This is a genomic window from Curtobacterium sp. Csp1, assembly GCF_013347185.1.
This window is the reverse complement of sequence record NZ_CP054594.1, coordinates 644,186-665,063: the sequence shown is the minus strand read 5'-3', so window position 1 is coordinate 665,063 and position 20,878 is coordinate 644,186. Positions and strand designations below refer to the sequence as shown.

The 20,878-nt window shown below is 69.4% G+C and carries 19 protein-coding genes; 9 read left to right on the top strand and 10 right to left on the bottom strand.

The window, feature by feature from the left end:
* Window positions 1-7: 7 nt before the first annotated feature.
* The 4 genes from HUN58_RS03260 to HUN58_RS03245 are packed head-to-tail and all read right to left on the bottom strand — an operon-like array spanning window position 8 to window position 4,657.
* On the bottom strand, window positions 8-1,405 hold the full coding sequence (locus tag HUN58_RS03260; protein ID WP_180225915.1) for an FAD-dependent oxidoreductase: 1,398 nt from the start codon (window positions 1,403-1,405) through the stop codon (window positions 8-10).
* A 20-nt stretch (window positions 1,406-1,425) separates the two neighbouring features.
* Window positions 1,426-1,842, bottom strand: a complete 417-nt coding sequence (locus tag HUN58_RS03255) for an arsenate reductase ArsC (protein WP_141863187.1) — start codon at window positions 1,840-1,842, stop codon at window positions 1,426-1,428.
* Between the two features lie 23 nt (window positions 1,843-1,865).
* Window positions 1,866-3,269, bottom strand: a complete 1,404-nt coding sequence (locus HUN58_RS03250; protein ID WP_180225914.1) for an arsenic transporter — start codon at window positions 3,267-3,269, stop codon at window positions 1,866-1,868.
* Window positions 3,269-4,657, bottom strand: coding sequence for an FAD-dependent oxidoreductase (locus tag HUN58_RS03245; RefSeq protein ID WP_141859577.1), 1,389 nt, complete (start codon window positions 4,655-4,657; stop codon window positions 3,269-3,271). Before HUN58_RS03245 ends, HUN58_RS03250 begins: the two co-directional genes overlap by 1 nt.
* 110 nt (window positions 4,658-4,767) lie before the next feature.
* Between HUN58_RS03245 and HUN58_RS03240 the strand changes: the two genes are divergently transcribed.
* From HUN58_RS03240 to HUN58_RS03230, 3 genes are all read left to right on the top strand, one after another.
* Window positions 4,768-5,124, top strand: a complete 357-nt coding sequence (locus HUN58_RS03240) for a helix-turn-helix transcriptional regulator (protein ID WP_022906751.1) — start codon at window positions 4,768-4,770, stop codon at window positions 5,122-5,124.
* Between the two features lie 51 nt (window positions 5,125-5,175).
* A complete protein-coding gene (locus HUN58_RS03235) occupies window positions 5,176-5,580 on the top strand; it encodes a hypothetical protein (RefSeq protein WP_180225913.1) in 405 nt (134 codons plus the stop codon).
* Between the two features lie 399 nt (window positions 5,581-5,979).
* Complete coding sequence (locus tag HUN58_RS03230; protein ID WP_180225912.1) at window positions 5,980-6,474, top strand: hypothetical protein; 495 nt, start codon at window positions 5,980-5,982, stop codon at window positions 6,472-6,474.
* Between the two features lie 180 nt (window positions 6,475-6,654).
* On the opposite strand, the gene dnaB is transcribed toward HUN58_RS03230, so the two are convergent.
* The 6 genes from dnaB to HUN58_RS03200 form a co-directional block, all read right to left on the bottom strand.
* Window positions 6,655-7,983, bottom strand: a complete 1,329-nt coding sequence (dnaB, locus tag HUN58_RS03225) for a replicative DNA helicase (RefSeq protein ID WP_114851329.1) — start codon at window positions 7,981-7,983, stop codon at window positions 6,655-6,657.
* A 632-nt stretch (window positions 7,984-8,615) separates the two neighbouring features.
* Window positions 8,616-9,068, bottom strand: a complete 453-nt coding sequence (rplI, locus tag HUN58_RS03220; protein ID WP_058728351.1) for a 50S ribosomal protein L9 — start codon at window positions 9,066-9,068, stop codon at window positions 8,616-8,618.
* Window positions 9,069-9,082: 14 nt separating this feature from the next.
* Window positions 9,083-9,340, bottom strand: a complete 258-nt coding sequence (gene rpsR / locus HUN58_RS03215; RefSeq protein ID WP_017887834.1) for a 30S ribosomal protein S18 — start codon at window positions 9,338-9,340, stop codon at window positions 9,083-9,085.
* A 50-nt stretch (window positions 9,341-9,390) separates the two neighbouring features.
* Window positions 9,391-9,969 carry a single-stranded DNA-binding protein gene (locus HUN58_RS03210; protein ID WP_114851306.1) on the bottom strand — a complete coding sequence of 193 codons (579 nt, stop codon included), beginning with the start codon at window positions 9,967-9,969 and terminating at the stop codon, window positions 9,391-9,393.
* Between the two features lie 3 nt (window positions 9,970-9,972).
* Window positions 9,973-10,344, bottom strand: a complete 372-nt coding sequence (gene rpsF, locus HUN58_RS03205; RefSeq protein ID WP_114851305.1) for a 30S ribosomal protein S6 — start codon at window positions 10,342-10,344, stop codon at window positions 9,973-9,975.
* A gap of 158 nt (window positions 10,345-10,502) precedes the next feature.
* Complete coding sequence (locus HUN58_RS03200) at window positions 10,503-11,939, bottom strand: CCA tRNA nucleotidyltransferase (RefSeq protein ID WP_114851304.1); 1,437 nt, start codon at window positions 11,937-11,939, stop codon at window positions 10,503-10,505.
* A gap of 124 nt (window positions 11,940-12,063) precedes the next feature.
* Here HUN58_RS03200 and HUN58_RS20415 point away from each other — a divergent pair, with 124 nt between their 5' ends.
* The 6 genes from HUN58_RS20415 to HUN58_RS03170 all read left to right on the top strand — a co-directional run bounded on the left by HUN58_RS20415 (window position 12,064) and on the right by HUN58_RS03170 (window position 20,820).
* Window positions 12,064-16,188, top strand: a complete 4,125-nt coding sequence (locus tag HUN58_RS20415) for a DUF6049 family protein (RefSeq protein ID WP_254631610.1) — start codon at window positions 12,064-12,066, stop codon at window positions 16,186-16,188.
* A gap of 91 nt (window positions 16,189-16,279) precedes the next feature.
* Entirely contained in the window at window positions 16,280-17,278 is a 999-nt protein-coding gene (trxB, locus tag HUN58_RS03190; protein ID WP_180225911.1) for a thioredoxin-disulfide reductase, read from the top strand.
* Window positions 17,279-17,337: 59 nt separating this feature from the next.
* Window positions 17,338-17,664, top strand: a complete 327-nt coding sequence (gene trxA, locus HUN58_RS03185; protein WP_022832611.1) for a thioredoxin — start codon at window positions 17,338-17,340, stop codon at window positions 17,662-17,664.
* A gap of 203 nt (window positions 17,665-17,867) precedes the next feature.
* Window positions 17,868-19,172 (top strand): PLP-dependent aminotransferase family protein, encoded by a 1,305-nt coding sequence (locus HUN58_RS03180; protein ID WP_141859623.1) that lies wholly within the window; start codon window positions 17,868-17,870, stop codon window positions 19,170-19,172.
* Window positions 19,173-19,212: 40 nt separating this feature from the next.
* Window positions 19,213-20,175: a D-alanine--D-alanine ligase gene (locus HUN58_RS03175; RefSeq protein WP_180225910.1), complete on the top strand. Its 963-nt coding sequence runs from the start codon at window positions 19,213-19,215 to the stop codon at window positions 20,173-20,175.
* A 30-nt stretch (window positions 20,176-20,205) separates the two neighbouring features.
* Complete coding sequence (locus HUN58_RS03170; RefSeq protein WP_180225909.1) at window positions 20,206-20,820, top strand: YdcF family protein; 615 nt, start codon at window positions 20,206-20,208, stop codon at window positions 20,818-20,820.
* Window positions 20,821-20,878 lie beyond the last annotated feature (58 nt).

Genomic DNA, 20,878 nt, shown 5'->3' with positions numbered 1-20,878 from the left:
GTCCGGTTCAGTTCGTGCAGCAGGAGCTGCTGGCGGGCGGAGCGGCCGGGGCGGGTGCGGCGCAGCACGACGACCCCTCGGACACTGCGGTCGTCGTGGGGACGTCGCAGGAGGATGAGCCGCCGATGTCGGTTGTGCAGACGCCGGTCTCGGGGAGGACGAGCTGCACGTCGCGGGCGGCCTGGTGGTCGCTGGCGAGTTCCGCGGCGATGGAGCGGACCTGCTCGTAGCCGGTGAGGAGCAGGAACGTGGGGGCGCGGCCGTAGGACTTCATCCCGGCGATGAAGAAGTTCGGTTCCGGGTGCGCCAGCTCCGCGACACCGTGCGGGGGGACGGACCCGCAGGAGTGCAGGTTCGGGTCGATCAGTGGCGCGAGCGCGCGGGGTGCTTCGACAATGTCGTCGAGGCCCAAGCGGATCTCGCGGAGCATGTCGAGGTCGGGCCGGAACCCGGTGGCGTTCACCACAACGTCGACCGTGACGGTGAACGGATCCCCGGCACGGCGGCCGGTGACGGTGACCTGGTCGCCGTTCGGGCGGACGTCGTCGATCTCGAATGAGGCAAGCTGCTCGATGTGCCCGGACTCGACGAGGCCGTGCACGTTCGAGCCGAGCTGCCCGCGTGCGGCGAGCCCGTCGGCAGCGTCCGCGCCGAGGCGGGCGGTGCCGGCGTTTCGGATCGCCCACAGCAGCGTCGTGCCGGGTTCGTCCTTGGCGAGGGCGGCGAGCTTGATGAGCGTATTCGCGGCCGAGTGGCCGGCGCCGACGACGAGGACCCGCTTCCCGGCGAATCGTGCCCGGTCCGCGCCGAGCACGTCGGGGAGGGCGTGCACGATGCGGTCGCCGAGGTTCGCGGCGGGTGCGAGGCCGGCGGCGGTGAGCGGATTCGGGGACGTGTACGTGCCGGACGTGTCGACGACCGCGCGGGCGGTGACGTCCTCGACGCCGTCGCTCGTGTGGAGGCGAAGGAGGAACGGGGTGTCGGCGCGGCCGGCGGAACGGGTGCGGTCCATGCCCTGCCGGGACACCGCCTCCACGTGGACCCCGTACCGGATCGCCGGTGCCAGCTCCGGCGTCTGGGCGAGGGGTTCGAGGTACTGGGCGACGAGGTCGTGCCCAGTCGGCAGCGACGACCGGCGGGGCACGGTCCAGCCGGTGGGTTCGAGGAGGCGGCGGGCGGCGTCATTGATGACGTACCGCCACGGGGAGAACAGCCTGGTGTGCCCCCACGCCCGGACGGACGTGCCGACCTGGTCGCCGGCTTCGTAGACGACGGCGGGCAGGCCCTGCTCGAGCAGGTGCGCGGCGGCTGCGAGCCCGACGGGGCCGGCGCCGATGACGGCGACGGGCAGCCCGGTCAAGCGGTCCGCGTCGGCCCGGGGTGGGACGGTGAGGGTGAGCGTCATGGGGGTGGTCCTTCCGGTGGTTAGGCGGATGCTTCGGTGGGCAGCAGCTCGGCCAGGAGCGCTTGCACGCGGGTCTTGATCTCGTCGCGGATCGGGCGGACGTCGTCGATGCCCTTCCCGGCGGGGTCGGTGAGGTCCCAGTCCTCGTACCGCTTGCCGGGGAAGATCGGGCACGCGTCGCCGCAGCCCATGGTGATGACGGCGTCGGAGTCGCGGACGGCGTCGGTGGTGAGGATCTTCGGCCGATTCGCGGCGATGTCGATGCCGTCCTCCGCCATTGCTTCGATCGCGACGGGGTTGATCTGGTCCTTCGGCTCACTGCCCGCGGAGAGGACCTGCACGCGGTCGCCGCCGAGGGCCTGGGCGTAGCCGGCGGCCATCTGGGAGCGGCCGGCGTTGTGGACGCAGACGAACAGGATCGTGGGGGTCGCGGTCATGGCGGTGCTTTCGGTTCGGGCGGTCATCGGATGAGGGTGAGCCAGCCGGCGAGGGCTGTCAGGGTGACGGCGAGGACGGGGACGGTCAGCACGATGCCGGTGCGGAAGTACTGCCCCCAGCCGATGTGGATGCCCTTCCGATCGAGCACGTGCAACCACAGCAGCGTTGCCAACGACCCGATCGGTGTGATCTTCGGGCCGAGGTCGGAGCCGATGACGTTGGCGTAGATCATCACTTCGTGGGTCAGGCCGGTCGCTCCGGCTCCGCCGATCGCGAGGGCGGCGATGAGGACGGTCGGCATGTTGTTCATCAGCGACGCGAGGATCGCGATCACGAACCCGACCCCGAGCGCGGTGACGAGGACCCCGTGGTCCCCGAACACATCGAACAGCTTCGCGAGGTAGTCGGTGAGGCCCTGGTTCTGCAGCCCGTACACGACGAGGTACATGCCGATCGAGAACAGCACGATCTGCCACGGCGCCTCCCGGATCGTCTTCCACACCGGAATCACCCGCCCCGACCCGCCACCGGTGCCACCACTGCCGCCGGTGACGGCGGCGGTGCCGCCGGTCGTGACGAGGACCGGGGACGCAGCCTGACGGGCGAAGAGGAACGCGGGTTGCCGGGCAGCAACGAGAACGATCACGACCGCGCCGACACCCGCGACCGCGGCGAGGGGCACCCCGAGCGGGTCGGCGGCGAAGTAGCCGACCAGCAGCACGGCGAGGACCACCCATCCGGCGCGGAACGTCGCCCGGTCCTTCACCGCGGCGGCCGGACGGGTGAGAGCGAGAACGTCGTACCGCTTCGGGATCGACCGGCCGAAGTACGCCAGCAGCATCCCGAGGGACGCCAGCACGGACACGATGCCGACGGGCACCATGACGGCGGCGTACTCGGTGAACCCGAGGCCGAAGTAGTCGGCGGAGACGATGTTGACCAGGTTCGACACCACCAGCGGCAGGCTGCCGGTGTCGGCGATGAACCCGGTGGCGAGGATGAACCCCAGCGCCGCCTTCGCCGGCATGTTCAACGCGCGGAGCATCCCGACGACGATCGGAGTGAGGATCAGCGCGGCCCCGTCGTTGGCGAACACGGCCGCGATGACCGCGCCGAGGCCGACGATCAGCACGAACAGCAGCCGACCGTTCCCACGACCCCACCGGGCCACGTGGAGCGCTGCCCACTCGAAGAAGCCGGCCTCGTCGAGGATCAACGAGATCAGCACCACCGCGACGAACGTCAGCGTCGCGTTCCACACGATCCCGACCACCGTCGGCACGTCCCCGAGCCCGACGACCGTGGTCGCGAGGGCGACGACCGCGCCGATGAGGGCGGTGTAGCCGATCGGGAAGCCCTTGGGCTGCCAGATCACCACCACGAGCGTCGCGACGAAGATCGCCGCGGCGACGACCGCCAGCACCATCAGACGCCCACCCCGGCCTGGTTCGCTGCCGCGGCGGCGCGCTCCCAGCCCTGCGCGGCGACCTGCACGGCATCCCACGGGGACCCGAGCGGTGGCGTGTAGCTGAGGTCCAAGTCGATCACGTCGTCCACCGAGAGGCCGGCGTGGAGGGCGGTGGCGTACGTGTCGATGCGCTTACTGATCTCCGCAGACCGTTCCCCGACGATCTGCGCGCCGAGGAGCCGGCCGGACGTGTGGTCGCCGGTGACGCTGATCGTCAGTGGCACCGCGCCTGGGTAGTACCGCTTGTGGTCATCCGCGACCGTGACACGGGTCAGTGGGGACACGTCGAGCGCAGCGGTCTCGTGGTGGCGGAGACCGGTGCGGGCGGCGACGAGGTCGAACACCTTCACCACCTGCGTCCCCACCGAACCGGCGAAGGTCCGGGACCCGCCGAGCATGTTCTCCCCGGCGACACGGCCCTGCTTGTGCGCCGTCGTCCCGAGCGGCAGCCACGTCGTCCCGAGCAGCCGGTGATGCGTCACGACGCAGTCGCCCGCAGCCCACACGTGCGGCACCCCGGTGCGCATCTGCTCGTCGACGACGATCGCGCCGGCCTGCCCGAGCTGCGCACCCGCTGCGGTCGCGAGGTCCGTCACCGGCCGCACGCCGACGCAGACCACCACGAGCGCGAACGTGCCCTCTTCATCCCGAGCGGCTGTCGCCGTCGTCACCCGCCACTGCCCGCCTCTGGTTGGGGTGATGCCGGTGACGGTCCCCCCGGTCAGCACGGTTGCGCCGTGTCGGCGGACCTCCGCGGTGGCCAGGGACCCGAGTTCCGGATCGAGGGTGGAGAGCACTTCCGGGCCGCGCTGGATCAACGTCGTGTCGAACCCGCGGGCGACGAGTCCCTCGGTCATTTCGAGGCCGATGTAGCCGGCGCCAACGACCGCGACGCGGCTGCCGGTAGGCAGCAGCTCCAGGGCAGCGACGACCTGCTCGGCGTCGGTCATCGAGTGCAGCAGGTGAATCCCGGGCTCACCGAACGGGATCCCGGCCGGGCGGACCGGCTCAGCGCCAGTCCCGATCAGCAGCTCGTCGTACGGCAGCTCTTCCTCACCGCCATGTCCGGTGACCGTGAGGCGGCGACGGTCCACGTCGACCGCAGAGGCCCATGTGGAGGAGCGGACGGTCATGCCGGCGGCTTCGAGATCGGCGCGGGTGCGGTGCGCGAGGGACGCTTCCGTGACGACGTCGCCCGAGACCCAGTAGGGGATGCCGCAGATCGAGAAGTTCGGAAACTCGTCCGCAAGGACCACGGTCACATCGGTCGACGGGTCCAGCTCACGGGCGCGCAGCGCCGCGGCGATGCCAGCGTCGCTGCCGCCAACGGCAACAAGGTGAGTCATCGTGGTCGGTCCTTCACAGATCAGCGGGAGACAAGCAACGACATCGAAGCATGTCGATATCGATGAAGGCAAATATAGACGTGTGTCGAAGTCCGTGGGATGATGGTGTGATGACGACGATCGAGCTGCTCCCCATCCAGGACGTCACCGCGTGCTGCTCGCCCGTCACGACCGAAGCGATGACGCAGGAGTCCGCGGAGGTCCTGGCGAAGTCGTTGAAGGCGATCGCAGATCCCGCGCGTTTGCGGTTGATCTCGATGGTCGCCGCGCACGAGGGCGCGGAAGCGTGCGTCTGTGACCTGCAGGAACCGCTCGGCCTGTCCCAGCCGACCGTGTCGCACCACCTCAAGGTGCTCGTCGACGCCGGCATCCTGCACCGCGAAAAGCGCGGCACCTGGGCCTACTTCTCCCTCATCCCCGGCGCGCTCGAGTCCGTCGCCGCTCTGCTGACCTCGCCCACACGCTGAGACGACGGAACTTCCCTCGCGGCGAAGCCTCCGCACGGTGAGGATGAAGACATGACCGACGAGCAGGAACCGAATCCGATTGCGGACGCCCGTGCACAGATCCGCTGGATGATGGAGCAGCAACGCAAGCAGCCGAAGGTGTTCACCGAGGTGAAGGACAGGGACCTCGTCACCTTGATGGACCGGTTCGCTGGATCGCTCGAGTTCAACTCGATGCTCGTTGCTTCGCAGCTGATCGCGGAGGTCAGCCGACGACAACTGTGGGCCGCCGTTGTCGAGCGGCACACTGCCATGCTTGCTTTGGGGCACCCTGACCAGGACCGAGCGACGCTTCGAGATCGTGCGCAGCTGGAGCTGGACCACTTCCGGAACGAGCACTTCCCGGTCGACCCCGACATCTTCGGCGATGACGAAGTAAAAGCAGAGGCGGCCTGGAACGGCTACGTCCAATTCTGATCGCACGATCCGGTGCAGCGGTTCTGCAGGATGGGTCCGCAGTGGCGATCATTAGTGACGTGCCCGTCTACAGATACGGCCCGATGAGTCAGCGATCAGCTCGGAGTCGCGGGAGGTTCGCGTGACAACGGGAGTGCTCGAGATCCGCTATCAGTGGCCAGTGCACCAGGTCGACCACTCTGCGGTCCGCCGTCACTTCAACGCTCCGCGCTTGACCGTCACCGGTGAAGAGAAGGGGCCAGAAACATTGCGGTTCCAGCCCGATTCGTCCCGACCGGCCACTCTCACATGGGTCCTTGGGGATCGAGGCACGTGGACGATCGAGCCAGCCGGTGACACGCTGCCGGGCCCGAGGAGGCATGGGACCACTGGCAGAAGCAGGCGGACAGGGCGCTGTGGATGTTCCGCGGCGACCTGGGGAGCCGACGTAAACGTCACTCGGTCGTTGACGCCCTGCTCACCGGTGAGGTCCTGATTTACGCGGCGCACGGAAACACGATCATGCGGTACCCCCATGAACCGATCCCCGACGAGACGCCGCAACCCGACGGCTACGCCGCATGCTCGACCGGAAAGGCGTGGGCTGACAACTGGCAGTTCGACTTCGAGTTCCTGTCCGGCGAAGAGGACGAGTGGGTTGGCCTGATCTGGCAAGCAGACGAACGTCGCTGGTTGGATGCTCGCACCTACGAACCGGTCGACGGAGACGAATATCCCGAGCTGATCAGCTTCGCCGAGCAGGATCTTCAGCGCATCCACCGCGCTGAACAGATCGCAGATGAATGGTACGAGGCGTACCTACTGGTACTCATCAACCTGTTCCCCGACCGAGTCAGCATCGAGCATCGACGGCGGGCAGTTCGGCGGGACGACCTGAGCTCCGGGCTCGCTTAATTCAGAGTAGGGGTGCACGACTCCTCGCGGGCACCGAGGTTGGGAGCGGTCACGACGCCACCGCGTCGTCACTCAGGTCTGAGGGAGACCGACAGGACTGCCAAATAAGGTGTCCACCTCCGTATTTCAGGACAGGTTGTGTGGCAGTTGGACAACTTAGTTGGCGGACGACAACAACACTCACTGCGGCATGTCCACGAACCGAGAGAACATCCCGTGGAACGCCACCGTGATCGTGTCCGTCGGCCCGTTGCGGTGCTTCGCCACGATGAGATCCGCCTCACCCTGCCGCGGGTTGTCCTTCTCGTACGCCGACTCACGGTGGAGCAGGATCACCATGTCGGCGTCCTGCTCGATCGACCCGGACTCACGCAGGTCCGAGATCATCGGCTTCTTGTCCGCACGCTGCTCGGGACCACGGTTCAACTGCGACAGTGCGATGACCGGCACGCCGAGCTCCTTCGCCATGAGCTTCAGCGCACGCGAGAACTCCGAGACCTCCTGCTGACGGCTCTCGACCTTCTTGCCCGAGGTCATCAGCTGCAGGTAGTCGATGACGACGAGCTTCAGGTTGTGCTGCTGCTTGAGCCGGCGGCACTTCGCCCGGATCTCGACGAGGGTCATGTTGGGGGAGTCGTCGATGAAGAACGGGGCGTCGTTGATCCGCCCGCGGGTCTGCGCGATGGTCGTCCAGTCGCGGGAGTCCACGGTGCCCTTGCGCATGTTCTGCAGCGGCACGCTCGACTCGGCGGAGAGCAGACGCATCGCGATCTCGGCGCGACCCATCTCGAGCGAGAAGAACGCGGCCGTCTGGTCGTGCTTGAGCGCGGCCGCACGGCACAGGTCGAGTGCGAGCGTCGACTTGCCGAGTGCGGGTCGTGCGGCGACGATGATGAGCTGCCCGGGGTGGAAGCCGTTCGTCAGGGCGTCGAGCCCGCTGAACCCAGTCGGGACGCCGGTCATCTGCCCGTCGCGGCCCTTCGCGGCCTCGATCTCGTCGATCGCGGCGCCGATGGCGTCGGTGAGCGGGACGTAGTCCTCGGTCTGCACGCCGCCGGCGACGTTGTAGACCTCGGCCTGCGCGCTGTTGACGAGGTCGGTGACCTCGCCCTCGGACGCGTAGCCCATCTGCACGATCCGGGTCCCGGCGTCGACCAGGCGGCGCAGGACGGCCTTCTCGGCGACGATCGCGGCGTAGTACCCGGCGTTCGCCGCGGTCGGCACCATGCTCGTGACGCTGTGCAGGTACTCGGCGCCGCCGGCGCGGGACAGCAGACCGGTCTTCGTCAGCTCGTCGGTGACGGCGATGACGTCGGTGGGCTCGCCGTGCGAGTACAGCGACAGGATCGCGTCGAAGATGACCTCGTGCTTCGGGATGTAGAAGTCGACCCCGCGAGCGGTCTCGATGACGTCGGCGACGGCGTCCTTCGACAGCAGCATGCCGCCGATCGTCGACTGCTCGGCGAGCAGGTCGTGCGGCGGCGTCCGCTCCGTCCCACGGTCGGCCATGTCCTGCGGGGACGGATCGAGGTGCGCGATCGACACACGGACTCCCTGTTGGTCTGCGACGGTTCGGGACGGTGCCCGCCCCACTGGTTTCCTACCCCGAGCGACCGACATCCCCCGGGATCGCCGAGTCGCTGGGCCAAGCTACGGGGACAGAGTTATCCCCAGCAAACAGCCCTGTGGACAACTCTGTGGAAACGGTGGCGAACACGCCGGAAGTTCGTGTGGACAACTGTGGACAGACGTGGGGATAAGTGCGCACCCGAACGCATGTTCGACGGATTGACCTGGGATTTCCTGTTCCACACCGTGTGTGGACAAGTGGGGTTCAAGTACACGTTGAAGGTTGCTCTGCACCCCGCTTCGGGTGTGCAGAACGACTTGACAACGGGCCACCTGTGGGCAGCGTTCTCGGGCTGCTCCCAGCATCCGCAGCAGCGCCTGAACGGTAACCCGTCAGCCCAGCGCGAGCCACGGGACGGACGCACCGCGCGCCTCCAGGCCGGAACGCCGGAAGCGGGACCCCGGAACCCGGAAGCCAGCCAGCCGAACCGACGACCGACGCGACCCGGAGCAGACACGACGAAGGGCGGGCCCCCTCACGGGGACCCGCCCTTCGACGGTTGGTGCGTGCCTTACTTGGCGGCGACGACCTGCAGGGAGATCACCGCGGTGATGTCCTCGCGCAGACGCACGGTCGCCTCGTGGTCACCGACGGTCTTGATGGTCGCGGGGACCTCGACCTTGCGCTTGTCCAGCGAACCGACGCCCTGCGCCTGCACGGCGTCAGCGACGTCCGCGGGACGCACGGAGCCGAACAGACGACCGTCCTTGCCGGCCTTGACGGTCAGCTTGATGGTCGCGTTCTCGAGCTTCATCTTGAGGTCCTGGGCCTCTTCGATGGTGGCGAGCTCGCGAGCGGCACGGGCCGCACGGATCGACTCGACCTGCTTCTCGCCGCCCTTGGACCACGCGACAGCGAAGCCCTGGGGGATGAGGTAGTTGCGGGCGTAGCCGTTCTTGACGTCGACGACGTCACCGGCAGAACCGAGGCCGGAGACCTCGTGGGTGAGGATGAGCTTCGACATGTGAACTCCTCCGATCAGCGGCCGGAGCCGGCGTAGGGGAGGAGCGCCATCTCACGGGCGTTCTTCACGGCACGGGCGATGAGGCGCTGCTCCTGGACGGAGACGCCGGTGATGCGACGGGCGCGGATCTTGCCACGCTCCGAGATGAACTTGCGCAGGGTCGCGACGTCCTTGTAGTCGATGACGCCGACCTTGATCGACTTCGCGGGAGCGGCGTTCTTGCCACCCTTGCCGCGAGGCTTCCGGCGGTCGCCGGTGCTCTTTCCAGCCATTGTGATTCCTTAGAGAAGAAGAAGTTGTGTGTCCGTCAGACCGCTGAGGATCAGAACGGGGTCTCGTCGTCGTACGAGCCACCGGGGGTGCTCCACACGTCGTTCGACTGTGCGTTGCCACCCTGCTGGCCGCCCTGGGGCGACCACGGTGCGTCCGACTGACCGCCGCCGTTGTTGTTGCCGTTCCAGCCGCCGCCGTTGCCGCCCTGGCCACCACCGGAGGCATTGCCGCCCCCGACCTGGCCACGACCGCCGCCGGAGCCACCCGCAGCGCGGGTGACCTGTGCGGTCGCGTAGCGGAGCGACGGGCCGATCTCGTCGACCTCGAGCTCGATGCTCGTGCGCTGCTGGCCCTCACGGTCCTGGTAGGAGCGCTGACGGAGACGGCCCTGCGCCATGACGCGCATGCCCTTCGTCAGCGAGCCCGCCACGTGCTCGGCGAACTCGCGCCACACGCTCGCACGGAGGAACAGCGCGTCGCCGTCCTTCCACTCGTTCGCCTGACGGTCGAACGTGCGAGGGGTGGATGCGATGGTGAAGTTCGCCACCGCGAGCCCGTTCTGCGTGTAGCGCAGCTCGGGATCCGCGGTGAGGTTGCCCACCACCGTGATGACGGTTTCGCCGGCCATGACTTACTCGGCGCTCGCGGTCGCGTTGGCGGCCTTGCGGGCCGCGCGGGCCTCGTCGCGCTGCTTCTGCGCGGCGACCTGGGCGATCGCCTCTTCGGCGCGGAGGACCTTCGTGCGGAGCACGGCCTCGGAGAGGCCGAGCTGACGGTCGAGCTCCTTGGCGGCCTCGGGGGTCGAGGTGAAGTCGACGACGGCGTAGATGCCCTCGGACTTCTTCGCGATCTCGTAGGCCAGGCGACGACGGCCCCAGACGTCCACGTTGTCGACGGAGCCACCGTCGTTGCGGATGACCGCGAGGAACTTGTCCAGGCTGGGAGCGACGGTGCGCTCGTCGATCTCGGGGTCGAGGATCGCCATCAGTTCGTACTGGTGCATGCGGAACCCACCTCCTTTGGTCTCGGCGGCTCCGGGCGGTTCCCGGAGCAGGAGGGTTGATGCATGTGTCCGGACACGCAGGAGCGCGCGGACAACCCCACAAGCCTAGCCCACGGCCTGGAGGCGCGCCACCGGCTGTGCAGAACTGCTCGCCCCCGTCAGGCGGTCGCGTCGCGGTCGGCCCACCAGGCGCGCAGGCGCGCTTCCGCCTCGTCCGAGCCGAGGGGCCCCTCGTCCATCCGGAGCTCGAGCAGGTACCGGTAGGCCTCGCCCACCGCGCGCCCGGGTCGGATGTCGAGGATCCGCATGATGTCGTCGCCCGTCAGGTCCGGACGGATGGAGTCGAGCTCCTCTTGTTCGGCCAGCGCCGCGATGCGCTGCTCGAGGTCGTCGTACGCGAACCCGAGCCGGTCGGCCTTCCGCCGGTTCCGGGTGGTGACGTCCGAGCGGGTGAGTTCGTGCAGCCGTTCGAGGAGGGGACCGGCGTCGCGGACGTACCGCCGCACGGCCGAGTCGGTCCACGCACCCTCGGTGTAGCCGAAGAACCGCAGGTGCAGCTCGACCAGGCGCGCGACGGCGGCGATGGTGTCGTTGTCGAACCGGAGCGCCCGGAGCCGCTTCTTCACGAGCTTCGAGCCGACCAGGTCGTGGTGGTGGAAGCTCACGGCGCCGCCGGGTTCGAGCTTCCGGGTCGCGGGCTTGCCGATGTCGTGCAGGAGCGCCGCGAGCCGGAGCACGGTGTCCGGGGCCTCGCCCGCGTGCCGCTCGGCCTCGTACCCGATCGCCTGGGTCAGGACCGTCAGCGAGTGCTCGTAGACGTCCTTGTGGTGGTGGTGCTCGTCGATCTCCAGGCGCATCGCCGGCAGCTCGGGCAGGAACCGCTCGGCCAGCCCGGTGTCGACGAGCAGCCGGATCCCGGGGACCGGGTCGGCGGTGTCCAGGAGCTTCACGAGCTCGTCCCGCACGCGCTCGGCGGAGACGATCTCGATCGAGTCGGCCAGGTCGGTCATCGCCTGCTGGACCTCGTCCGAGACGGTGAAGCCGAGCTGCGCCGTGAACCGTGCCGCCCGCATCATCCGCAGCGGGTCGTCGCGGAACGACACCTCCGCCGTCTGGGGGGTGTGCAGGCGCTCGGCGAGCAGGTCCTCGACCCCGCCGTGCACGTCGACGAGCTCGCGCTGGGGGAGTCGGAGCGCCATCGCGTTGACCGTGAAGTCGCGGCGGAGCAGGTCGTCCTCGATGGTGTCGCCGAACGCCACCTCGGGCTTCCGGGTCTCGCCGTCGTAGACGTCGCTGCGGTAGGTCGTGATCTCGACCTGCTCGCCCCGGATCCGGGCGGCGATCGTGCCGAACTGGCGTCCGACGTCCCACGTGGCGCTCGCGATCGGCTCCACGATGCGGAGCGTCTCGTCCGGGGTCGCGTCGGTGGTGAAGTCGAGGTCGGTCACCGGGCGCCCCAGGAACGCGTCCCGGACGGGCCCCCCGACGAGCGCGAGTTCGTGCCCGGCCTCGGCGAAGGCGTGCGCGAGGACGGCGACGGGCTCGGTGGCGGCGAGTGCGTCGAGACGTTCGACGGCCTGGGCGACGGAGTGCATGACGGTCCTCATCCTCCCAGATGCGTGCTCGCGAGTTCTGCACAACCCCGGTGCGCACGGGATCGTCATGGCTCAGCCCTCGTACACTCGTGCTCGGCCGGAACCGACCCCCTGGTCCTCCTGTATGCACATCCTCCGCTCCACGCTCGCCGCCGCCGCGACGGCCCTCGTCGCCGTCGGCGTCGTCGTCACGCCCCTCGCGACCGACGGTGCAGGGGCGGCCACCGCCCAGCCCGTCACGACCCGGACGGCCCACCCGGCCGCCGCGGACGCCGGGAAGACCACCGTCAGCGTCTCGCCCGCCAACCGCGGGATCGTCCAGCGCGACCAGGACCTCGAGCTCACGGTGACCGTCACGAACGACACCGACACCGAGGTCCCCGCGGGCACCGCCGAGCTCGACATCTTCCGGTCGGTGAGCACGCGGGACGTCCTGTCCGACTGGCTCGCCGACACCACCACGACCGGTTACCTCGGCGCCCCGATGGACTCGGTTGACGTCCCGGCCGTCCCGGCGCACCGATCCGTGACGCAGACGGTGACGATCGTCCCCGGCAACGTCGGCCTCGGCGGGTACACCTCGTTCGGCGCCCGACGCATCGCCGCGGACTACACCGCGGGCAGCACCTCGGCCGTCGCCCGCTCCGCGATCACCTGGTACCCGGACTTCGAGCAGACGCCGGTCGGTGTCTCCGTCGCGATGCCCGTCACGGTCCCGCGGACGACCGACGGGGTCCTCACCGCGAGCGAACTGGCCGCCGCGACCGCCGTCGACGGCACGCTCACCCAGCAGCTCGACGCCGCCCAGGACCACAACGTCACCCTCGCGGTCGACCCGCGGATCATCGCGTCGATCCGGCTCCTCGGCGAGAACGCGCCGACGTCGGCCGCGACCTGGCTCCAGCGCCTCGAGTCCCTGCGCAACGAGAAGTTCGCCCTCGCCTACGCGGACGCCGACGTCAGCGGCCTGCGCCAGGCGGGCGCCGACGGGACCCCGGGTGTGGTCTCCCTCGACCAAGAGGTCGAGGAGGAGAACTTCCCCGGCGCCGTCACCGCGAGCCCGACCCCCACGGCCACCGACGGTGCCACGCCCGACACCACGCCCGGTGCCACCTCGCCGAACACCCCGACCCCGACACCGACGGACACCGTGACCCCGGGCACCGAGCCGACCGGTACGGCCACCGACGGTGCCGCCGGTACGCCGACGCTCCCCACGACCCGGTCGCTCCTCGACTTCCCGTGGTCGATGTCCGGCATGTCCTGGCCGGTCGAGGGCACCGTCGCCCAGGACGATCTCGCGGCCCTCGCGGCCTCGGGCACCGAGACGACGATCGTGTCGAGCGGCAACACCTCAGCCGGCGCGGACACCACCATCGCCGCCTCCGAGCGGATCGGCGACCAGCACGTGCTCGTCGCCGACCAGGGCGCGTCCGCCCTGCTGCGCGACGCCGCGACGGCGAAGGACGAGCAGACCTGGTCGACCGACATGGCCGAGCTGACCGCCACCCTGGCGACCGCCGCCCGGTCCGGCACCGCGACGAGTCCGGTCCTCCTGACGCTCGGTCGCGAGTGGCCGACCGACTCCGACCGGCTCTCCCGCGCGCTCGACGCCCTCGAGAGCACCGCGTGGGTGTCGCCGTCCGACCTCTCCAGCGCTGCCGCGGCCTCCGCCGGGTCGCTGACCCTGGCGTCCTCGTCCGCCGGCGACGACCGCGTCGACCAGCTGCGCCGACTCGTGGACGGTGAGCGCGAGGTGTCGTCGTTCTCCACAGCACTCGACGCACCCGCGGACATCACAGCCCCCGCGCGCCTGTCGCTGCTCGCGCTGTCCTCGAACGCGTGGCGCGGTGACACCGGGGACCTCACCGTCGCGATCGACCGGCAGCTGAGCCGCTGGACGAAGCAGACCTCGGCCGTCAGCATCCCGAACTCCAGCTCGCTGACGCTCCTCGGCGACCGCTCCTCGCTCCCGATCTCGGTGCGCAACCGATCCGACTACCCGGTGACCGTGCGGCTGAGCGTCCAGCCGTCGAGCTCGGCGCTCCGCGTCGTGAAGAACGACATCGAGGTCAAGGTCCAGGCGCAGTCCTCGACCCGGACCACCGTCCCCGTGCAGTCCGTGGCGAACGGCAAGGTCTCGCTGACCATGTCGCTGCAGAGCCCCACGGGCGTGACGATCTCCGAGCCGTCCACGGTCGAGCTCAACGTCCAGGCGCAGTGGGAGACGGTCATCACGGCCGTCGCCGCCGTCGGCCTCGTCGGCATCTTCGGCTTCGGCATCTTCCGCAGCATCCGCAAGCGGATCCGTCGCCGGAACGGCGAGGTCGACGACGACGAGGAGGACGACCCGAACCGCCCGCTCGCGGTCCAGCCGGCAGGGCCCGGTGCGCCGGGCCGGCCTGGAGGCACGTCAGCCGCCGCGCAGGCGGCCGCGGCCCCCGCCGTGGTCGGGTCCACCACGTCGCTGCGCGACCCCCTGCCGGAGCCGGAGGCACCCACCGGGGTCGACCCGCGCCTCCAGGCCGACGCGTCGCACCGATCCGCCGCGCCCACCGAACCCGAGGAGCCGACCATCAGCACCCAGCAGCAGCCCGTCGTCGACGCGGAGCCCGGCGCCGAGCGCAGTCTCGGCCGGGCGAGCGCGATGCTCGCGGCGGGCACGATGCTGTCCCGGGTCCTCGGCTTCGCGAAGACCTTCGTGCTCGCGTTCGCGATCGGCCAGGCCAACTCGCCGGGAGCCGACGCGTTCGCCCTGGCGAACCAGCTGCCGAACAACATCTACGCGCTCATCGCGGGTGGTCTGCTGTCCGCCGTGCTCATCCCGCAGATCGTCCGCTCGATGCAGCAGAGCTCGGACGGCGGCACCGCCTACGTGAACAAGATCGTGACGCTCGGCACCACGGTCTTCGTCGTGATCACCGTGCTCGCGACCCTGCTCGCGCCGCTGCTCGTCTGGGTCTACAGCCAGCAGTCCTCGGACGAGGGCAAGGGCTTCACGGCCGCGCAGACCGACCTCGCGGTGGCCTTCGCCTTCTGGTGCCTGCCGCAGATCCTCTTCTACGCGCTGTACTCGCTCCTCGGCGAGGTCCTCAACGCCAAGCAGGTGTTCGGGCCCTTCACCTGGGCACCACTGATCAACAACGTCATCGCGATCGCCGGCCTGTTCGTCTTCATCGCGATGTTCGGCGGCCAGGACGTCAACGCCGCCACCGACGCGTGGACCCCGGCGAAGATCGCGGTGCTCGCAGGCAGCGCGTCCCTCGGAGTCTTCGCGCAGGCGGCGTTCCTGCCCTTCTTCTGGCGCCGTGCCGGCCTGACCTTCCGCCCGGACTTCCGGTGGCGCGGGGTGGGGCTCAAGTCGACGGGGACGGCCGCGGGCTGGCTCTTCGCCATGATCCTCGTGACCCAGCTCGCCGGCATCGTGCAGTCCCGCGTTGCCTCGCTCGGCACCGGCTCCGCGGGCAACGCGGTACTGCAGAACGCGTGGCTGCTCTTCATGCTCCCGCACTCGATCATCGCCGTGTCGATCGCGACGGCGTACTTCACGCGGATGAGCCACGACGCGGGTCGGGGCGACCTCGACGCGGTCCGCCGGAACCTGTCGCTGTCGCTGCGGATCGTCGGGCTCTTCACGGTGTTCGCCTCGGTCGCGCTCATCGTCGTCGCCGTGCCGTTCGGCCGCATGTTCGACAACACGTACGACGGGGCGCTCGTGATCGGCTCCGTGCTGCTCGCCTACATGCCGGGTCTCGTGCTGTTCAGCATGCTCTTCATCATCCAGCGGGTCTTCTGGGCGATGCACGACCACCGCACGCCGTTCCTCATGCAGTGCATCCAGTCCGTGCTGTTCGTCATCGGTGCCCTCGCCGTGGCCACCCTGCCCGGCGACGTCATCGGCGTCTCGATCGCGGCCTGCACGACCCTCGCCGGCACGGCCCAGACGATCGTCGCCCTGGTGCTCGTCCGGAAGCGGCTCGGCGGCATCGAAGGACCGGTCGTCACCCGTTCGCACGTGCAGTTCGTCATCGCGGCGCTCATCGCCGGCGTGGCCGGACTGCTGGTCGTGAACTTCTTCGGGGCGTTCTCCGCCGACGGCTTCGCGATGTCGGACGCCACCGGCGCCCTCGTCACGATCGTCCTCACCGGCGCCGTCATGGCGGTCGTGTACTTCGGCGCCCTGGTGGTCGCGAAGAACGGCGAGATCCAGAACGCCGTGGGCATCCTCCGATCCAAGCTCGGTCGCTGACGCCCGTCCGGTCGGCGCACCCGGCTGCCGTGGAATGCCACGCCGGTAGCATGTGTTGACCCGGTCAGTACGCAACGGAAGGGCACCAGGCATGCGCCAGCTCATCATCATCGGTTCCGGTCCTGCCGGGTTCACCGCCGGCATCTACGCCGCGCGCGCCGAGCTCAAGCCGCTCATCGTCGCCTCGAGCGTCGAGACCGGTGGCGAGCTCACCAAGACCACCGAGGTCGAGAACTTCCCTGGTTTCCCGGAGGGCATCCAGGGCCCCGACCTCATGATCAAGATGCAGGAGCAGGCCGAGAAGTTCGGTGCCGAGGTCCTGTACGACGACGCGGTGTCCGTCGACCTGACCGGCGAGGTCAAGAAGGTCACCGTCGGCTCCGGCGAGACGTTCGAGGCCCTCGCGGTCATCTACGCCACGGGGTCGGCCTACCGCCACCTCGGGCTCGCCGACGAGGAGCGCCTGTCCGGTCACGGCGTCAGCTGGTGCGCGACGTGCGACGGCTTCTTCTTCCGCCAGAAGAACATCGCCGTCGTCGGCGGCGGTGACTCCGCGATGGAAGAGGCCACGTTCCTCACCCGCTTCGCCGACAAGGTGACGGTCATCCACCGCAAGGACTCGCTGCGTGCGTCCAAGATCATGCAGGACCGCGCGATGAACGACCCGAAGATCGAGTTCGCGTGGAACAAGGAGGTCACGGGCATCCAGGGCGACACGGCCGTCACCGGCGTCACGCTCACGGACACCGTGACGGGCGAGGAGTCCGAGCTCGCGCTCGACGGGCTCTTCATCGCGATCGGCAACGACCCGCGCACCCACCTGATCCACGGGCAGATCGACCTCGCGCCGGAGGGCACCATCGCCGTCCAGGGTCGTTCGTCCAAGACGAACCTGCCGGGTGTCTTCGCCGCGGGTGACGTCATCGACCCGACGTACCGCCAGGCGATCACGGCCGCAGGTTCGGGCACGGTCGCGGCGCTCGACGCCGAGAAGTACCTCGCGGAGCTCGACGACGCACTGACCGATCGGGCCGAGGGCCGCACGCCCTCCGAGCCCGCGATGGTCGACGTCGAGGCAGCGCGGGCCTGACGCACGGAATACTGCAGCGGCCATCCCGTTGTAACCACAGAACTCTCGAAGGAGCACACATGTCGAACGCCAAGGCCGTCACCGACGCCACCTTCTCGGACGAGGTCCTCAAGTCCGACAAGACCATCCTGGTCGACTTCTGGGCGGAGTGGTGCGGCCCGTGTCGCGCGGTCTCGCCGATCCTCGACCAGATCGCCGCGGAGCACGCCGACAAGATCGAGATCGTCAAGCTCAACGTCGACGACAACCCGCAGTCGGCCATGAACTACCAGATCACGTCGATCCCGGCGATGAAGGTGTTCAAGGGCGGCGAGGTCGTCAAGACCGTCATCGGCGCCAAGCCGAAGCCGGCGCTCGAGGCCGACCTCGCCGAGTTCCTGGCGTAGGTCCGACCGCACCGTCGAACGGCCCCGTCCTCCACACGGAGGGCGGGGCCGTCGTCGTTCCGCGAGGAGCGCCGCGGCGGCGTTCCGGGGTGCGCGCTGCGCGTTCGCGGGCCACAGCTTCAGGATCGGCCCCCACCTCCCACCGGGGATCCGGCAACGGATGTCGTAGTGTGGCGGGAATGTCCCACTGAACGGAGCACACGATGACGAACGGCAACAGCCTCGACCCCTGGTACGACTCCTACGCCCAGCGCACCGCCGGGCTGAGCGCCTCCGAGGTCCGAGCCCTGTTCGCCGTCGCGTCGCGGCCCGAGGTGGTCTCGCTCGCCGGCGGCATGCCGTACGTCTCGGCGCTCCCGCGCGAGCTCGTCACGGGTTCCCTGGACCGCGTGATGGCCGAGGACGCCGCGATGGCGCTGCAGTACGGCGGCGGCCAGGGCCTCCGCTCCCTGCGCGAGCACATCGTCGACGTGATGAGCCTCGAGGGCATCCGTGCGAGCGCCGAGGACGTCGTCGTCACCACGGGGTCGCAGCACGCGCTCGACCTCGTCACGCGGCTGTTCATCGATCCGGGCGACGTCGTGCTGGCCGAGTCCCCGTCCTACGTCGGCGCGATCGGCGTCTTCCGGTCGTACCAGGCCCAGACCGTCCACGTGGCGACCGACGAACACGGCCTGGTGCCCGGGGCCCTGCGCGAGGCCATCGCGAACCTGCGGGCGCAGGGGAAGCGCATCAAGTTCCTCTACACGATCCCGAACTTCCACAACCCCGCCGGTGTCACCATGAGCCGCGAGCGCCGGATCGAGGTGCTCGACATCTGCCGGTCGAACGGCATCCTGGTGCTCGAGGACAACCCGTACGGGCTGCTCTGGTTCGACGAGCCCGCGCCGCAGGCCATCCGCTCGATCGATGAAGAGGGCGTGGTGTACCTCGGCTCCTTCTCGAAGACCCTCGCGCCGGGCTTCCGCGTCGGCTGGGCCCTCGCACCGCATGCCATCCGCGAGAAGCTCGTCCTCGCGAACGAGTCCGCCGTGCTCGCGCCGAACTCGTTCGGCCAGTACGTCGTGAACGCCTACCTCGACGCCGCGGACTGGAAGGGCCAGGTCGACACCTTCCGAGGCCTCTACGCCGAGCGCCGCGACGCGATGATGTCCGCGCTGGGGGAGTTCCTGCCCGACCTCTCCTGGACCCGCCCGAACGGCGGCTTCTTCGTCTGGCTGACCCTGCCCGAGCACCTCGACTCGAAGGGGATGCTCCCGCGCGCCGTGAAGGAGCTCGTGGCCTACACCCCGGGAACAGCGTTCTACGCCGACGGCCGCGGTGGTGGCAACATCCGGTTGTCGTTCTGCTACCCGACGCCCGAGCAGATCCGCGTCGGGGTCAAGCGTCTCGCCACGGTGATCAACGACGAGCTCGAGCTGCTCGAGACGTTCGGCTCCGCGACCCGTCCGATCACGACCGTCCGCGAGTCGAACTCGGTCGTCGCGCCGCCGCCGAACGTGTCCTGACCAGCGCTTTCCGCACAATCACAGCAAAGGGATCCCTCGCATGGCCGACCTCACCCGTCGTCACGTCGTCGTCGTCGCCGGAGGGATCTCGCACGAGCGGGACGTCTCCCTGCGGTCCGGTCGTCGGGTCGCGGACTCGCTGACCGGCTACGGCTGGCAGGTCGACCTCCGCGACGCCGACGGCTCGCTCCTGCCCGCCCTGCGCGAGGAGCGACCGGACGTCGTGTGGCCGGCTCTGCACGGTGCGTCCGGAGAGGACGGCGCGCTCCGAGGCGTGCTGGAGGCCCTGGACATCCCGTTCGTGGGCTCACGCGCTACCTCGGCCCGCCTGGCGTGGGACAAGCCCACCTCGTCCGCGCTGGTCGCCCGAGCTGGCGTGCACACACCGCGGTCGGTGACCCTGTCCCACGACGTCTTCCGCGAGCTCGGCGCCGTCGGGCTCCTCGAAGCCATCGCAGGGGAGCACCACGTCCCGCTCGCCGTGAAGCCGGCACGCGGCGGCAGCGCGCAGGGCGTCACCCTCGTCGAGGACGTCGCCGACCTGCCGCGCGCAATGGTCACGGCCTACACGTACTGCGGGGACGTCGTGGTCGAGCAGCTGATCCGGGGGACCGAGGTCGCCGTCGGGATCATCGACACCGGGGACGGTCCCGTCGCGCTGTCGGCGGTCGAGATCGTCCCGCGCAACGGGCCGTACGGCTTCGAGGCCCGTTACAACGCCGGTGAGACGACGTTCTACACCCCCGCCAGACTCTCTGACGCCTTCGCCGCGGCCGCCGCGGAGGCAGCCATCGCAGCACACGTCGCACTCGGCCTGCGGCACCTCTCTCGCGTCGACCTCATCATCGACGCCGCCGGGACGCCCTGGTTCCTCGAGGCGAACGTCCTTCCCGGCCTCACCGAGACCTCCCTCGTCCCGCAGGCGCTGAGCGCGTCCGGGTTCGACCTCGGTTGGACCTACGCCGAGCTGGCCGAGCAGGCCATCCGCGACCACCGCGCCTGAGTCCTCGTGCGTGTTCCACGTGGAACATCGATGGTGTTGCCTGTCCTCGGTTCCGCGGTCGTGGTGCTGGTCGCATGTCCTGCTTGGGGTGAGGCGGTCCACTTCGGTGCGAGTGCCGCAAGCCGACGGCACCGCGCAGGTCTTTCATGCAGGGGGCGAGACGTCGCCATAGTGGTCCTGGGGTTCAGCAACCGGGCCTCGCAGCCGAACCTTGTGAACCGGTGGCGTGCCCGGATCGCCGTCCGGACCGCACGCTTACTCGTCCGCCGCGGTGCGCGGTCGGTTCGGATCATCTGCTGCGGTGGCCCCGTGATGGGTCCCGTGCCGGAGGCGCAGCACCTCGCCGCCGCGCTCCGGCACGCTGGGTGGCACGGCCAGACCGTCCTCGAGGGACACAGCCGCTCGACGTGGGAGAACATCGCCAATGTCCGGCCGCTCCTCCGCTGGGATGAACTCGTCGCCCTCTGTTCGAACGATCTGCACGTCGTGAAGGCGCGGCTGTACTTCGCGCGCCAGGACCCCGATGTCGTCGAGCGTCTGATCGGATCCGCGAACTACCGCGCGGGGGAGATGGTGCTGGCCAAGCCGCTGTTCGCCGCGGTCGGCCTGCACAAGCTTCGCGCGCTGCGGCCGCACCGTCACTGATGAGATCCTCGGCGATCAGGACTCGCGATGTTCCACGTGGAACGTCCATCACCGAGCC